General features: G+C 39.7%; 12 protein-coding genes, 2 tRNA genes and 1 pseudogene. 8 read left to right on the top strand and 7 right to left on the bottom strand.

Annotated features, from left to right (window positions below):
• On the top strand, positions 1-353 hold a 353-nt coding region (locus NWP25_RS03360; protein WP_313959058.1), incomplete at its 5' end, for a transposase.
• Here NWP25_RS03360 and NWP25_RS03365 read toward each other — a convergent pair.
• Both NWP25_RS03365 and NWP25_RS03370 read right to left on the bottom strand, forming a co-directional pair.
• Positions 346-1,123, bottom strand: a pseudogene (locus NWP25_RS03365) (ATP-binding protein); the annotation flags it as partial. The gene NWP25_RS03360 and the pseudogene NWP25_RS03365 overlap by 8 nt on opposite strands.
• A gap of 345 nt (positions 1,124-1,468) precedes the next feature.
• Entirely contained in the window at positions 1,469-2,656 is a 1,188-nt protein-coding gene (locus tag NWP25_RS03370) for an aminotransferase class V-fold PLP-dependent enzyme (RefSeq protein ID WP_280651118.1), read from the bottom strand.
• A 138-nt stretch (positions 2,657-2,794) separates the two neighbouring features.
• Between NWP25_RS03370 and NWP25_RS03375 the strand changes: the two genes are divergently transcribed.
• The 3 genes from NWP25_RS03375 to NWP25_RS03385 all read left to right on the top strand — a co-directional run bounded on the left by NWP25_RS03375 (position 2,795) and on the right by NWP25_RS03385 (position 5,987).
• Positions 2,795-4,306 carry a TM0106 family RecB-like putative nuclease gene (locus tag NWP25_RS03375; protein ID WP_280698875.1) on the top strand — a complete coding sequence of 504 codons (1,512 nt, stop codon included), beginning with the start codon at positions 2,795-2,797 and terminating at the stop codon, positions 4,304-4,306.
• Positions 4,307-4,490: 184 nt separating this feature from the next.
• On the top strand, positions 4,491-5,660 hold the full coding sequence (locus NWP25_RS03380; RefSeq protein WP_280651120.1) for an esterase-like activity of phytase family protein: 1,170 nt from the start codon (positions 4,491-4,493) through the stop codon (positions 5,658-5,660).
• Between the two features lie 253 nt (positions 5,661-5,913).
• Positions 5,914-5,987: transfer RNA gene (locus tag NWP25_RS03385), tRNA-Asp, on the top strand.
• A 121-nt stretch (positions 5,988-6,108) separates the two neighbouring features.
• Here NWP25_RS03385 and NWP25_RS03390 read toward each other — a convergent pair.
• From NWP25_RS03390 to argF, 3 genes are all read right to left on the bottom strand, one after another.
• On the bottom strand, positions 6,109-7,521 hold the full coding sequence (locus tag NWP25_RS03390) for a DNA phosphorothioation system restriction enzyme (RefSeq protein WP_280651121.1): 1,413 nt from the start codon (positions 7,519-7,521) through the stop codon (positions 6,109-6,111).
• A 60-nt stretch (positions 7,522-7,581) separates the two neighbouring features.
• A complete protein-coding gene (lexA, locus tag NWP25_RS03395) occupies positions 7,582-8,184 on the bottom strand; it encodes a transcriptional repressor LexA (protein WP_280651122.1) in 603 nt (200 codons plus the stop codon).
• 132 nt (positions 8,185-8,316) lie between these two features.
• Entirely contained in the window at positions 8,317-9,237 is a 921-nt protein-coding gene (argF, locus tag NWP25_RS03400) for an ornithine carbamoyltransferase (RefSeq protein ID WP_280651123.1), read from the bottom strand.
• Between the two features lie 318 nt (positions 9,238-9,555).
• On the opposite strand from argF, the gene NWP25_RS03405 reads away from it, so the two are divergent.
• Both NWP25_RS03405 and NWP25_RS03410 read left to right on the top strand, forming a co-directional pair.
• A tRNA-Thr gene (locus NWP25_RS03405) sits at positions 9,556-9,627 on the top strand.
• 510 nt (positions 9,628-10,137) lie between these two features.
• Positions 10,138-11,424: an MFS transporter gene (locus NWP25_RS03410; protein ID WP_280651124.1), complete on the top strand. Its 1,287-nt coding sequence runs from the start codon at positions 10,138-10,140 to the stop codon at positions 11,422-11,424.
• Between the two features lie 47 nt (positions 11,425-11,471).
• On the opposite strand, the gene NWP25_RS03415 is transcribed toward NWP25_RS03410, so the two are convergent.
• Both NWP25_RS03415 and acs read right to left on the bottom strand, forming a co-directional pair.
• Positions 11,472-12,134 (bottom strand): tetratricopeptide repeat protein, encoded by a 663-nt coding sequence (locus NWP25_RS03415; RefSeq protein ID WP_280651125.1) that lies wholly within the window; start codon positions 12,132-12,134, stop codon positions 11,472-11,474.
• 222 nt (positions 12,135-12,356) lie between these two features.
• Positions 12,357-14,327 (bottom strand): acetate--CoA ligase, encoded by a 1,971-nt coding sequence (gene acs, locus NWP25_RS03420; RefSeq protein ID WP_280656862.1) that lies wholly within the window; start codon positions 14,325-14,327, stop codon positions 12,357-12,359.
• A 314-nt stretch (positions 14,328-14,641) separates the two neighbouring features.
• Between acs and NWP25_RS03425 the strand changes: the two genes are divergently transcribed.
• Both NWP25_RS03425 and NWP25_RS03430 read left to right on the top strand, forming a co-directional pair.
• The gene (locus tag NWP25_RS03425; RefSeq protein WP_280651127.1) at positions 14,642-15,334 is read left to right on the top strand and encodes a hypothetical protein; all 693 of its coding nucleotides are present in this window, start codon (positions 14,642-14,644) and stop codon (positions 15,332-15,334) included.
• 59 nt (positions 15,335-15,393) lie between these two features.
• Complete coding sequence (locus NWP25_RS03430) at positions 15,394-15,840, top strand: hypothetical protein (RefSeq protein WP_280651128.1); 447 nt, start codon at positions 15,394-15,396, stop codon at positions 15,838-15,840.
• Positions 15,841-16,124 lie beyond the last annotated feature (284 nt).

The raw sequence follows: 16,124 nt of genomic DNA on the forward strand, positions 1-16,124 counted from the left end.
CTAATCATTTACACGCAGTAATTATTATCTGTAGGAATGTATTGCAATACACCCCTACAACAGAATCCATGTCTATATCAAATTCCCTATTGCGATCGCCTTCTCAAACAATAGGTGCAATTGTGCGAGGCTTTAAAGGTGCTGCAACTAAACAAATTAACCAAATACGCGATTTACCAGGAACACCAATATGGCAGCGTAATTACTATGAATCTATTATTCGCAGTGAAAATGATTTGAATCGGGTTCGAGAATACATTATCAATAATCCGATTCAATGGGATTTAGATGAGGAAAATCCTACCAATCATAAATCCGTAGGGGCGTATTGCAATACGCCCCTACTTCCTTAGCTAAAGCATTGACTAACCAAGGTTGACCCTGGGTTAAATAGTAGGCGTGTTCAGTGGCTTCGGGGGTAAAGATTTGTCCTGTGGCTGCGGTTTGTTCTTCATACAGACTCTTTACATCTTCTAAGGTGAAATTACTTAAAGTCAGAGAGCGCACCTTGATATTAAATGGGGATATTAAATGGGCTAGAGGTATTTAACCTATCACTACCACCAGAGGCTACCTTATAATCCCTCACATCCCGCATCCCGATTAACGCCACACATTGGGGGAAACCTTGGGGGCGACGGGGATAACCGGAGCGTAATTGTCGCAGTACGGAAATTAAAGTTTCATCACTTAAAGCATCAATTTCATCTAAGAATACCACCAGGGGTAAGGGAGAGTCAGTTGCCCAAGTGCTTAAAAATGTGCCTATTTGGGAGCCAGTATTTACTTCTGGCCATGTAGTGGGCTGTAGATTAGCTGGTAGGTGAAATTTAACCGACTGTTTCCACTCATCTAAAATTCCTCGTTCAGCAGTTCCCGGCTCATGGGGAAATACTGCGCCCACTTCTAAGGATAGTAACACAGCGGTGTATTTACCACTGGCTGTTAATTCCTGTGCTAGGGTGAGCATGGCAGTGGTTTTACTGGTTTGTCTGGGTGCATGGATAACAAAGTAATTGCGCTGCTCAATCAGGCGTCTTAACTCTGGTAAGCGTTCACTGGTGGATAGGGTGTAGTGTATATCCAGTTGACAAGGGCCAGCAGTGTTAAACCATTTAGTCATAAAGGTTTAAGTATAGCTTGATTTGATTATAAGTTCTATGATTGTTCACGGTTGACCAGTAAGAAGGATCCGGGGGTTAGAAACCCGGATATCAGACTGGGTGTTAAATATAACAGTATAAATAGGGTTAGCAACTATTACTTAGAGTATCATATGTAACCTACAACTCCACTAAAAGTCGACTTTCCCTATCAGAGGGGGATTAAAATCCCTAACTATACAGTTAGTTCCCCATTGCCGAACTATAGCCTCCTGTGTTTCACCAGGAAGACATTAGCCTCTAGGGGCACACAAGTGGGAAAGTCTCACCATCTAAGTCTTGTAGAGACCCACCATGGAACATCTCTATTCACGAAACTTTTGTATAGTTTCAATAAGTTGGTCGATTTCTGATTCTAAAGTTAAATAGTGGACAGTGGCCCGGATACAATCAGGATCAGCAATTGTGCGAGTTAGTATCTTTTGTGATTCTAAGAATTGCACTAGTTGGAAATGAACTCGCGATTTTTCCTGGGTGAGTTGAAAGGAAACTATCCCGGTGGCGGGTGGGGATGTTCGCAGACATTGGACGTTGGGTAATGTGGCTAATCTTTGCCAAAGATATTCACTGTTGCGGCAGATTTGCTGATAACGTTCTTGTGAGGTTCCCCATTGCTGATGAATAGCGATCGCCTCTGTTAAACCAACATATAATGGAGTGGCTGAGGTGGATACTTCATATCTTCTTCCGTCGGGTTGCCAATTTACAGGTTCACCTTGACTATTGACCATAACCCCACGCAAGCCGATAAATGTGGGTTGTAAATGTTCTCTCGCTTCAGGACGCACATATAAACCGCCTACACCTGCAGGGCCACATAACCATTTGTGTCCTGTAAAGGCATAAAAATCTGCCCCTAATTCGCTTAAATTTAAAGGTAATGAACCAACTGATTGGGCTGCATCTACTAGAATCAATGTATGATTGTCTCTGCAGAGTTTAACAACTTTGTCAAGAGTTAAAACTTGTCCTGTGTTCCAGAAGACATGACTGACAATGACTAGGCGAGTCTTGGGGCTTAAGTGTTGACTAATGACTTTGACAGGATCCCCTGCATTTAAAGTTTGCTTAAGGGGACAGATGGTAACTTCTACAGCAAATCTCCGGGCGATTTCCTGGGATGCAGCAATTACTCCTGGATGTTCGCAGTCAGATATTAACATATGATCACCAGTACGCCAATCTATCCCCCACATGGCAATATTGCAGCCCACGGTAACATCTTCTGTTAAAGTGATAGTCTCTGGTGGTGCTTGCAATTCAGAAGCCATCGCTGCTCTGAGATTTTGTTTTGCTTCAATAACTTTGGCAAAGGCTTCATTACCAAAAGGACCAGCTTGTTGGATGTCAGCTTGGGCTTGAGTAATAGCATTCATCGCTTTTTGAGGCATCGGACCTTGTCCACCATAGTTAAAATAGAATTTATTGCCTAAAGCGGGAAATTGTTTTCGATGTTGATGTAACTGAGTTTGTCTAACAGAAATATTAGTCATAAATATTTCAAAATAGGAATCACTGGATTCTTCTAGTCTCCCACTCTCCCAGTCCATTGGAGAATTTAGTTTAATTCACAACTAGTTAAGCTACTTGTATTATCACCACATGGGGTTAATTATTGTTAACTTAAAGGAATGTTAATCAATGCTGAACACTTACTGCAATATCAACGCTGTAAACGCCGTCCTGTTTTAGATACCCACGGCGATATACCTCAGCGTGATGTTCCCAATGAGTTGCTAATCAAATTGCAACAAGATAAAATCGCTCATCGTATGAGTATTTTGAGTGAGTTGAGTGATTATTATCAGCCAGATTACCCACGGCGTAACTGGAAAGCAGGACAAGCAGCGACCTTAGAGTTAATGCAGCGTGGCGTTAAGTATATTTACGGTGGAGTTCTGTTAGCTAATTATCAAGATTTAGCAGTTCAAACAAATCAAGATTTTTCCCCATCCTTTGGATATGAACAATACACTTTCCTGAGTCGTCCTGATTTACTTGTAAAACAACCAGGACAATCTCGTTTTGGGAATTGGATGTATGTTCCGGTAAATATAGAATTGGGTAAGCGTCCAAAGCAAGAATATCAAATTGTTGTTGCTTTTCACGCTCAAGTCTTAGCAAAGGTACAGGAAATTATCCCCGAACAAGCTTGGTTGCTGTTGCGTAGCAAAGACAGGCAGTACACAGTGGATCTATACAAATTGATACCACAAATGCAAGTAATTTTGCTCGAGTTACTCCAAGCATTAGAGTCACCACAACCACCCGAGGTATTTATTTCCCGCCAAAAGTGTAATCTTTGCCATTGGTATAGTCATTGTTATGCCATCGCGCAATCACAGCAACATCTTTCTTTACTACCAGGAGTCACTCCTGTTCGCTACAACCAACTTCAGGCTTTGTCTATTAATACCCTAGATACCCTAGCTCACACCAGTCCTTTGCTGTTAGAAAACCTTCCTGGTTTTGATAGGGTAGTTGCATCTAAGCTGATAATACAAGCGCAATCTGTACTACACAGGGAACCCTTTCTGTTAGCTGACCTGTTACCCACAGAGAAGATGACATTGGCGGCTCCTGTGGAGCTTTATTTTGATATTGAAGCACAGCCAGATTTGGATTTAGATTATTTGTTGGGGATTTTGGTTGTGGATAAGCAAGCCAATACAGAAAAATTTTATTCGTTTTTGGCTGAACGACCAGAACAAGAAGAATTCATTTGGCAGCAATTTCTCGATTTAGTTTGGCAATATCCTGAAGCACCAATTTATCATTTTTGTGTGTACGAATTTGATACAGTTAAACGCCTAGCGAAACTTTACCGCACTCCCCATTCTTCAGTTAATCCTGTATTGAATCGGTTTGTGGATGTGTATGAGCAATTAACTAAAAGTGTTGCTTTGCCCGTAGAAAGTTATGCCCTCAAAGCCATCGCGCGATGGTTGGGCTTTGAATGGCGGGAAAAAGAAGCCAGTGGTGCTAAGTGTATTTATTGGTATGACCAGTGGTTAGAAACAGGCGATCGCACTTTACTGCAAGTTATTCAAAGTTATAACGAAGATGACTGTCGTGCTACCCGTAATGTCAAGGATTGGCTATTTCAATTTGTACAAAATGAATCTAGTTACAGACCTATTTAATTTTTCAAATTAATAAAAAACTGTTCACTTTCAACATTATCCCACCCAAACTAATTTACATGCTAAAATATCACTGGTGACGTGAGGAAAATCCTCTCAGTAATTTGGCTGGATGAACCAATAATACCGCTTAATCGTAGCTGTAGGATTGTCAAATAAACTGACCACAATTGACGAAAAACAGATGAAGCTAATTAATAAACATTCACTTTTTGCGCGAACTATTTACATTAGCATAGCGATTATAATTACTAGTATATTTCTGACGAATCCCCATGTCAATGCCTTTGAATTTAGTGATATAGAATTGATTGGTAAAGTAACTTTACCTAAAGGTTTAACTTTTAAAAATACCGAAGTTGGCGGGTTATCTGGAATTACCTACGATGGTAAAAGTAACTTTTATTATGCTATTTCTGATGATCGGGGAGAAAAGGCTCCTCCTCGGTTTTATACTTTCACAATTGACTTAACCAAAGGTAAACTAGAAAACAGTGATGTTGCTATTGCTGGGGTAACTACTCTGTTAAATACAGATAATCAACCTTTTCCCAAAGGTCAAAGTGATACAGAAGGTATTGCTTTGACTAACAATGATACTGTTTTCATTTCTTCTGAAGGCCATGTAGCAAAATCAATTAATCCTTTTATTCAAGAGTTTTCCCTTGATTCTGGTCAAGTAGTCAAAACATTATCTATACCAAATAAGTTTTTACCAGACAAAAGCGGTAAGCAGGGTATTCGCGATAACTTAGCTTTTGAAAGTCTGACGATTACACCTGACAACCAACATTTGTTTACCGCTACAGAAAATGCCTTAATTCAAGATGGGACAGCAGCTAAATCTAATCTTGGTAGTCTGTGTCGGATTTTGCAGTATAATCTGCTCACCAATAAACTAGAGAAAGAATTTTTGTACCAAACTGAACCAGTAGCGGAAATGTTCAATATCACTGGTAGGTTTGCTAGTGGCTTAACTGATTTACTAGCCTTAGATAATCAAGGAAACTTCCTCAGTATAGAACGGTCTTTTAATGGCTTGGGATTTTTGAGTTCGCTATTTCAAGTTTCTTTGGTAGGTGCTGATCAAATTCAGAATATGGATAGTTTTTTAGCAGTTAATTCTCAGAAATTCAAACCAGTTAAGAAAAAACCATTATTGCAGAACTTGGATGTCTTGTTAGATAACATCGAAGGTTTAACCCTTGGCCCTTGGCTACCTGATGGAAATCGCGCCTTAATCTTGATCAGTGATAACAATTTTAATTCACTGCAAACCACGCAAATCATAGCTTTTAAACTCAAAACAAAATCACCAATGAACAGATTATTACGCCGTTTAATTCCTCGTTGACAGGGTTTGGAAGGGATGGCGATGGCTTTTGTTTGAAAAAGAGAGTCAAAATTTATACTTTTATCTATGTTTGGCACGTATGGCTGGGTCGGTAAATTGAACCAGGTTTGCGCCCAGGCTTTGAATTGCTAAAATTCTGTGTTACCATATTGTGCCAAACTTAGTTGCAAAAGCCGAAAAAAAATTCAGGTTTTTCCAAAAAAGACTTGACAAGTTTAAAAAAAAGAGCAACAATGGAAAAGTTGCAAATCAAGGGACTGTAGTTCAATTGGTTAGAGCACCGCCCTGTCACGGCGGAAGTTGCGGGTTCGAGCCCCGTCAGTCCCGTTCTAAGTTTCGCTGGTTTTGAGTAACTCAGCAGATACTACATGTTTGAATGAAGATATCAATATCAAGAAACTGTAAAGAACCTAAACTGCACCACAAATCAGTGATTTTCTCTCCTTGATCAAAGGTCTAATAAACCATAACGTTTTTGTAAATCCAGTAACTTCATTCTCGCCTCACCTGCATTGTCCGCCAAATCAGCAAATTCAACAAACCGGCGCAGTTCCTTCTTGAGCAAATTGCGTTCTACTTCTACGGTTTCTCTATCCAAATCCGGTGGCAATACAATCATATCAAATATAGTAGCCCGTTCTTTACCAATATGAGGACGTAAAACTCGCCCCCGACGTTGAATAAACTGGCGAGGATTTCCTGAACTAGATAAAATCACCGCCGTTTTAATGGCGGGAATATCAACACCTTCATCTAAACAACGAATTGCTACTAAACCCTGTAGTTCCCCAGTTTCAAATTGACAGCGTAAAATTTCCCGTTCTTTTAAACAAGTGTCAGCAGTATAAGTACTTACCCTATATCCCAAATCCACACCTAGAATTTTGGCTACCGCTTTGAGTTGACCCAAAGAAGAATCCTGTCCCGCTTCTTGAGAACTATCGCTGCAATAAAAAAGTGTGTGGGTGGTTTCCCTGCGAGTACTCATTAAATCTCGCAAAGCTGTTAATTTATTTTCCGCCGCACCAATTAACCTGGCGCGTTGGATTAATAATGGCTTTAAATCTTCGTTGTCTTCAAAGTTGATTCCTTGGTTATATTCTTTTTCTCTATATAATAGCGATCGCCCGATTTTTTTGGTTAACTTTAAATAAGCAATACTTTCCGCCTCAGTCAATTCCACAAGTATGGGATAATACAAATAATGTACCAAAGCTCCTTGAGTGATAGCATCCCTTAAGGTGAACTCTGGTTGCAGAACTGGGCCAAAATAGTCGAACAAAGATTGAGTACCACAGTCATCAAAATATCTTTCTGGTGTTGCTGATAAAGCCAACCGTAACCCCACACGACGAGGTAAATTTTCCTCTAACCTTGGTGCGCCCAAATTATGGGCTTCATCACCAATAATTAAAGTCTTAGGGGGAAAATACTTCAGTTGAGACTGAAATCCATCACCAATTAATGTGGAGTTGGTAGTAATTACCGTGACGAATTTTTGAGAACCGGAACGCAGATTATAAAGTTGGGTAGATAATTGACTTTGCCAAGTGCGTAAATTCTCAAAAGCTAGGATAGGTTGCAAATTAAACTTTTCACATTCTCGCCCCCATTGAGTAACAAGATGACGATAAGGACACACCACCAACAAAACTTGTAAATTAATCTGCCGGTATAATTCACAAGCAATGGCTAACGCTGTAATAGTCTTACCACTACCAGTAGCCATTTTTAGTGTACCTCTACCATGATTAGCGAACCAGCTGGTAATAGCTTGTCGTTGATATATCCGTAATTGCAGAGATACAGGCATCATTGGCCCTAGAAAACCAGGTAAATGCTCTACCAAATAATTAGTCATTAGTCATTAGTCATTAGTCATTGGGAAGTCACAATCTTTTCCCCATTCCCGACACTCCATTTAATAACTCCTCCAAACCCCAACCAAGGAACCCTGTACCTGCACCTGTGTAGCAAGTACTTGAATCGGTTGGTACTTAGGATTTGCAGGCTTAAGGATAACGTAATCGCCCTGGCGATAAAAACGTTTTAAAGTAGTACCATATCCATCAACCCTAGCAGCGACAATAATCCCATTTTTTAACTGATCCGGTTCTAATACTGGATGCAGAAACACCAAATCTCCATTAGCAATTAAATCCTCAATCATGCTATCGCCAGCCACCCGCAAACCGTAGCTTTGCGGAGGTAAAGAAATATTAGAAAAGTCTAAATGATCTATAGCATCAGTAAAAGGTTCAATTAAACCACCAGCCGCAATTGTGCCTAAAATTGGGATACCCTGCTTAACAGGATGCAAAATCCGAATCGTTCGCGCCTTACCTTCATTCCAATCTATATATCCTTTGGTGCGTAAATGCTCTAAACGACTTTGAATTGGTGCAGGTGATTTCAGCTTCATTGCTGCCATCATTTGCCGAATAGAAGGAGAATATTGGTGAATACGAATATATTCTACCAACCAATAGTATAATTCTTGTTGAGCTTCTGTTAGACTTTCCATAAATTAATCCAGAAGTAAATACAAATGCCTTTAGGACATTAGTACTATAAAAAATTCCAGATCACAAGATCGCAGTAAAAATATAAAAGGCAAAAGAAAGATAATTGTCTTGTGCTTTTGCCCTCTAAATTTTTAATCTGTGCCTAAAATACTAGCCAGCAAAGCTTTTTGAGCATGTAAACGATTTTCGGCTTGTTGCCAAACCCTTGACTGAGAACCCTCAAGAACTGCGGCGGTAATTTCTTCACCGCGATGAGCTGGTAAGCAGTGCAAAACAATTGCCTCTGGGTCAGCAAGACTTAATAAATGTTCAGAAATTTGGTAAGGTTGAAAAACTGGTAAACGATTATCGGCTTCAGTTTCTTGCCCCATACTTGCCCAAACGTCAGTATACAGTACAGCAGATCCCTTGGCTGCTAACTCTGGGTCATTAGTCAAAACAACTTCAGTTTGAGCAGATGCTATCCCACGTGCTTGTTCTACAATTCTTGGATCAGGTTCATATCCTTCAGGAGTGGCTACTCTGACATTAACTCCTGCCAAAGCGCAACCCAACATGAGAGAATTAGCTACATTATTGCCATCACCTACGTAAGTCAAAGTTAATCCAGAAAAACTACCAAAGCATTCTCGAATTGTCAATAAATCAGCTAATATCTGACAAGGATGCTCTGAATCTGTAAGCGCATTAATTACAGGAATCCGGGCATAACTAGCAAAAGTTTTCAAGTCTTGTTGTGCAAAGGTGCGAATTGCCAAAATATCTAAATATCGATCCAATACCCGTGCGGTATCTTCTAAAGGTTCCCCGCGACTAACTTGAGTGACATTAGGATTGAGATCAATTACCTGTCCACCCAATTGGTACATTGCCACAGTAAAACTAACTCGCGTGCGAGTTGAAGCCTTAGAGAACAACAAACCCAAAACCTTATTGCAATGCAACTTCAACTTTTGTGATTTGAGTTGAGTTGCTAGTTGCAAAAGTTCTTCAAGTTCCTGAGAACTCAAATCTGCCAAGCTTAATAAATCTCGTCCTATCAACGCTGCCATGCTTCCGCTCTGTAAAAGAACAATAATCGATTTCTGTTCCTTGACCTAGCTGGGTCAAAAAAAGTACAGTTTTAAACCTGTAACAAATATTTTTGCATCCAGCGCAGTATTTCAGTTAGTTTTTCCTACGCTCATTAATCCACCAACTTCACCAGCCATTAAATTCACTAATTTTTTAGAGTTGACTGTTCTGGAACTACTTAACTATGGGTTCTAGGGTAACCAGGGAAATAAATTTTTTGCACTTGACGATAGACAATCAAATTATATATGCTAATATAGGTGTTCGGTAAGCGCTTCAGAGCGGTCATTAAACCTGCCAGCATAGCACAGTGGTAGTGCATCCGACTTGTAATCGGAAGGTCGTCGGTTCAAATCCGACTGCTGGCTTTCTAGAACAACTCTACACTAGTTCCTAAAAACTTAAAAAAGCCATCGTCATAATTTCTTTGGCCAGTAATCTATCCACATACTACGCTAAATGTGAATTGAATATAGTTTTAATGAATTTCTAGGAAAGTCTCCATGGAAATATATGTAGAAATACAAATTAATGCGACTTTTGAAATTCTATAGCAATTACTCACCAATTTTGATAGCTACCCCCAAGGGAATCTGTTGATTATAAAAGTTGAGAGTGACATAAACAAAGGACAAAAATTGATAGTTTTGATTCAGCCTTAAGAGGGTGGAGGAATGAAGTTTACACCCACTGTCTTAGAAGCCTAGATAAATTAATAATTAAGCTGGTGAAGTGTCTTACCATAGATAGATTATTTACAAGTGAGCATATTTTTATCATTCGACCATTGAACAAAAAATCCCATAGATTTTAATAAATCAGGCATTAAAAATCGAGACATAAAGTATCAGGTAACTGATTCAAATAGGAATTATGACATGGCTTATACAGACGCAAACCAAAAGCAGTCAATATTGCCAGCGCTGAGGTCAAGAAACTATCGTCTGTTTTTTGCCGGACAAGGCATTTCCTTAATTGGGTCATGGATGACACACATTGCCACAATTTGGCTAGTGTATTACTTAACTGACTCGGCAATCATGCTGGGACTGGTGGGATTCTCTAGTCAAATTCCTAGCTTTTTTCTATCACCCTTTGGTGGAGTATTTGTAGATCGTTTTTCCCGCTATCATACCTTAATTGGCACACAAATATTGTCGATGATTCAATCCTTAGCCCTAGCATTCCTAGGACTAACTGGTACAATTCAGGTATGGCATATCATCGGTTTAAGCCTCTTTCAAGGATTGATAAACTCAGTTGATTCACCAGCACGACAAGCATTTGCTCCCGAACTAGTGGAACGTAGAGAAGATTTAGCCAATGCTATCGCCATCAATTCAACTATGATTAATGGAGCGCAATTAATTGGTCCAGCCCTGGGAGGTGTACTAATAGCTAGTATTGGTGCTGGTTATTGTTTTTTAATTGATGGATTAAGCTACATTGCCGTGATCATTGCATTATTAGCAATGAAGATAAAACCCAGACAAACCGCATTAACAATAGGTAATCCTTGGCAAAAAGTTGCAGAGGGGTTTGTTTATGCTTTTACCTTTCCAGCTATTCGAGCCATCTTATCATTATCAGCTTTAGTCAGCTTCATGGGACTGCAATATATGATTCTGATGACAATTTTTGCAGAAGATATACTCAATGGTAGCTCTGAAACCTTGGGCTTTTTAATGGTAGCTTCAGGAATTGGAGCCTCGTCAGGTGGAATTTATCTAGCTACACGCAGAACAATACTAGGAGTTGGTAAATTAATCGCCTTAGCACCAGCAATCTTAGGAATTGCTTTAATTGCCTTTTCCAGGTCTCGGTTTTTACCACTTTCTTTATTTATTATGCTGTTTATTGGCTTGGGAACATTCCTTCAAATTTCTGCTAGTAATACCTTTCTACAAACAGTTGTAGAAGATGACAAACGGGGGCGATTAATGAGCTTATACACAATGTCATTTTTAGGAATTTTACCTTTAGGACATTTATTGGGTGGTTTCCTAGCAAATCGCATTGGTGCTCCTAATACATTAATTCTCGATGGAATTATTTGTATTTTAGGTTCTATATTGTTTTCCAAAAAAATTCCCATACTAAAACAAGCAATTTGTGCAGTTTATGAACCAAAAAGCATTGTATTAATGCAAAAATCTTCCCAATAAATTATCTCAATGTTGTGTCACAGTTAAACCGGCTAGACATAGAATTTTTATGAAATACCAGGGTCATCTGCATTTTTGATCTGCTGCAAAATTTTTTCAATTTCAAAAACCCTTTCATTTTTTCCTTGCGCTCTAAACACATTTAAAGCTTTGCGCAAAGAAGCTATTCCTTCACTTTGTTGATTATTTTGTAAAAATGCCAATGCGGAATTAGCTAAAGCATCGCCATAATTAGGATTAATATCTAAAGCTTTTTGATACGCTGTAATAGCTTCTGTCCAACGACCTTGACTAGCATAAACAAGACCAATACCGTTGTAAGCCAGAGCATGATTTGCATTGAGGCGAATGGCTTCTCCATAAGCGTTAATGGCATCTTCTAGCTTGTCTTGTTGAAACAACACATTTCCCAATTCAAAATGACCAAAGGCGTATCTGGGGAATTTTTTAATTAATTTGCGTAAGTTTTCTTCTGCACCTGTCAAATCCCCCTGATTCAGTAAATTCTTAGCTTGTTGCATCAGTTGCCATCGCTCTTGTTCTGGTTGATCGTCAAGTTGTGCCAATTTTTGGATTCCACCATTAACAGGTGCGGGAGAATTTAAAGCCACTTTTTCAGAATGCCCTAACACTGATGGTGATATGGTCATGGTGGTGATAATGCTCAGAGTAGAGACAAATATTGATTTGATGTGGCTATTCAACTTCATATTCTCAATACCTCAATCATTTTCTCATCTTCATAATAAAGTATGGAATCTCACCCTTGGTAACCCCTAACCTTCCCCTGGGGAAAGCTGGGATGTACACAAATCAGAAAACATCACAAGATTTGTTATTGATGTTAGTTATTGCGCCGAGTAACAGGAGTCATTTCATCATTTGTGTACACCACGGTAGCTATCAAATCAGGAGAATATCAATTCACATTTCTAAAGACCTTCCCGCAACTTATCTAAAACACTACGGTCTTCTAAGGTGGAAGTATCACCCGATACCTCTTGTCCAGAGGCGAGGTTCCGCAACAAGCGCCGCATAATTTTACCTGATCGCGTTTTAGGTAAAGCATCCGTAAAACGAATTTCTCCCGGACGAGCGATAACGCCAATTTCTTTGACAACGTGCTGCTTCAGTTCTTTACTCAAATCCTCGCTCCGTTGATATGTGCCTTCTAAAGTAATAAAAGCCACAATTTCCTCACCCTTGATTTCATCTGGCTTACCCACCACCGCAGCTTCTGCCACTGCTGGATGAGAAACTAAAGCCGATTCTACTTCCATAGTTCCCAGGCGATGTCCTGATACATTCAACACATCATCTACACGACCCATCACCCAGAAGTAGCCATCTTGATCTTGTCTGGCTCCATCACCAGCAAAGTAGATATAGTTACCATTCTGCGGGGGTATATGTTCCCAATAAGTACGGCGAAAACGTTCTGGGTCATTGTACACTGTCCGCATCATTCCCGGCCAAGGATAACGCACCGCCAAATAACCGCCTTCGTTATTGGGTACAGTATCACCTTCTAAATTTACGACATCCGCAACAATACCAGGGAAGGGCAGCGTTGCTGAACCAGGTTTAGTGGCAATGGCTCCCGGTAGTGGCGTAATCATAATACCACCAGTTTCTGTTTGCCACCAAGTATCCACAATTGGGCAACGTTCACCACCAATTATTTTGTGATACCACATCCAAGCTTCTGGGTTAATTGGTTCACCCACTGTCCCTAGCAAACGCAAAGAAGATAAATCCCGGGTTTTGGGGTGGTGTTCACCCATCTTAATAAATGCTCGAATTGCCGTAGGTGCTGTATAAAAAATATTTACTCCATATTTGGCAATCACATCCCAAAAGCAGCCAGGATTAGAAGCACGGGGAGCGCCTTCATACATTAAAGTAGTTGCACCGTTGGAAAGAGGCCCGTAAACTATGTAGCTATGTCCAGTAATCCAACCTACATCAGCAGTACACCAGTATACATCTGTATCTTGCAGGTCAAATATCCATTTACTGGTCATGTGAGTGTACAAGTTGTAACCACCAGTTGTATGTACAACGCCCTTTGGTTTACCTGTACTACCAGAAGTATAGAGAACAAACAGCATATCTTCGCTGTCCATCGGTTCAGCCGGACAATCAGCTGATACACCTTGTTGTAAATCATGCCACCAATGGTCACGCCCTGGTTCCATGTGAATTTGTTCACAAGTCCGTTTAACCACCAAGACATCTGTAACACTGGGGACATTATTATCTACTAAAGCTTTGTCTACTTGTACTTTCAGAGGAACCATAGCATCTTTACGCCAACCCCCATCAGCCGTAATCACTAATTTAGCTTGTGCATCGTTTAGGCGATCGCGTAAAGCCTCAGCGCTGAAACCACCAAATACCACACTGTGAGGTGCACCAATTCTAGCACAGGCTAACATAGCCATGGCCGCTTCAGGAATCATCGGCATATAAATACCAACGCGATCGCCCTTTTTCACCCCTAACTGCTTCAGCACATTAGCAAACTGGCACACTTCCCGATGTAATTGGGCATAAGTCAGCGTACGCGAATCTCCTGGTTCCCCTTCCCAAATCAGCGCCGCCTTATTTCTGCGCCAAGTGGTGAGGTGTCGATCCAAGCAATTATAAGCAATATTAATTTTACCCCCAACAAACCACTTAGCAAAAGGTGGTTGCCAATCTAACACCGTATCCCATTTTTGGAACCATTTTAATTCTTTTTCTGCTAATTCTGCCCAAAATTGCTGCGGATCGGCTTGAGCTTGAGCATAGAGTCGTTGGTAGTCTTCCAGACTTTTAATATGGGCGTTCTGAGCAAATTCCCCGGTGGGATGGAAGGAGCGCTTCTCTTGTAAGATTGATTTTATCGTGGGCTGAGACATAATTAACCTTTGTCTGTAATAACATTGTGACTGACAACTATTTTGTAGTCAAAGTTATGCACAATTGCTTTGATTTTCGTTAAGAGATACAATATTTTCAGCAAAAGTACTTTTACACCCAACCGTTGTAGTGTAGCCATGAAGGGAAAAATCTTCTATGCTACTCAAGCGACACCCATTTTCATACCCAGATTAGAATAGAATATACAGTTCATGAGTTTATGGAATATTATTTTTTTTACACAGACATTTATCAGTTTAGTTGACTTATCAATAGTTCAACAAAGCGTTAGTTATTCAAAGTAGGGCATCGTTTGCAAGCACAAGAGATTAAGGAGCAGTTAAATTACCTCATCGAGCAAGCCTCCTCGATGGATCCTAACTTGGCCAAAAAATTAGATGAAATTAATCGTTGGGTAAAAAATATCAAAACAGGCTCCCTCACCGCTAAACCATTTGTCCTAGCTTTTCTCCTAGAAGTAATTACAGACTCTACCATTTGGCTGATGATTAAATCCTCATCTTCCGAAGCAGAACAAAAAGCTAAATTCCAGCACATGACCCCCAACGAGAAATATTGGTATGGCTATCTCTTTCCAAGATGGATCAATACAAATGACTCCAAATTTTACATTTGGAAACAAAAACTTATGGCAGGGGAGTTTAATCAAGAAGATGATGATATCATAAGAGCTATAGCCCAAGATATTGTGCAGCGTGAAGGTAGTGTGTGGAAGCGTTATATTGCTGACCTTTCTATGGCAACAGATTTGATTGTGAGTAATCGCCAACAAAAACCACTATGTATTCAAGTTACCAGTGTGTCGGAAGAGTTTAATCATCAAAAGTATTATTTTTGGCAAAATACACTGCACTCATGGGAAATAGAGAGAGGAATATTTTTGAGTTACAATCCCAAAGATGCCAACTTCATCAAACAGTTAGTCAATATAGCAATGTACAACAGTGACTATCTTTCAGGTGGTAAGTATTTGAAATTTGATTAATGCTCTTAACAGTTCAATAATTCCAGATTTGTGTTTGGTTCTACAAACTCATCAGCTTTATGGCTAACCGACAAGAAACTCAAAGCTACCGAAATCCTGTGGAAAAATTTGCTCAAGCTTTAACAAATGCGCGGAAAATGCAGCACGACTGGTTGACTTACGGCGTAGATTTTGTCCATTTTTATGTTGAAGATGCAGATAGTGATTGGCTACAAACCTGGGGAAATGACGAAATTTTATGTAATCGGTTATTAGATGCTATTAAAGAATTTTTAGTAAGTGATGATCATGTGGCGAGCAGAATCAGGCAATATTTAGGAAAGCGTTCTCTTTTTGATTTAGCAGTAAACTTAGAACAATGTTGGCGAATCGTCACAGTAGATGAACGACTAAATACCATAAGAAACATTCTAGCAGGTCAAGACAATAATGTTGCTCTAAATAATGAAGATTTATTAAATTTAGCAGCGAATCTGTTGGAAAAATTGGCAGGTATGAGCGAGTAAATAGTTAAAGGTTTGTGGACACAAAGAAAACCACCAAAAAACTCAACAGAGATATAGAGTTTCCATGTCAAATGAGATACAATAATTTCATCCTTAACCCCCTGAACTTCCTCCCCGGAAACGAGGTTAATATGGTCTGCTACAGAAGTGTTGAATCCTGCAATAAAAATTTACAACTTTTGCGTTTTACCCAGATAAAGTTCATTGTCTATTAAGAATAGAGTCATTAATTGCTCAAATTTTGTATCACCGACGCACAACTTGGACAGTCAACAGTCAACAGT

Source organism: Umezakia ovalisporum Ak1311 (assembly GCF_029891685.1).
GTDB classification, from domain to species: domain Bacteria; phylum Cyanobacteriota; class Cyanobacteriia; order Cyanobacteriales; family Nostocaceae; genus Umezakia; species Umezakia ovalisporum.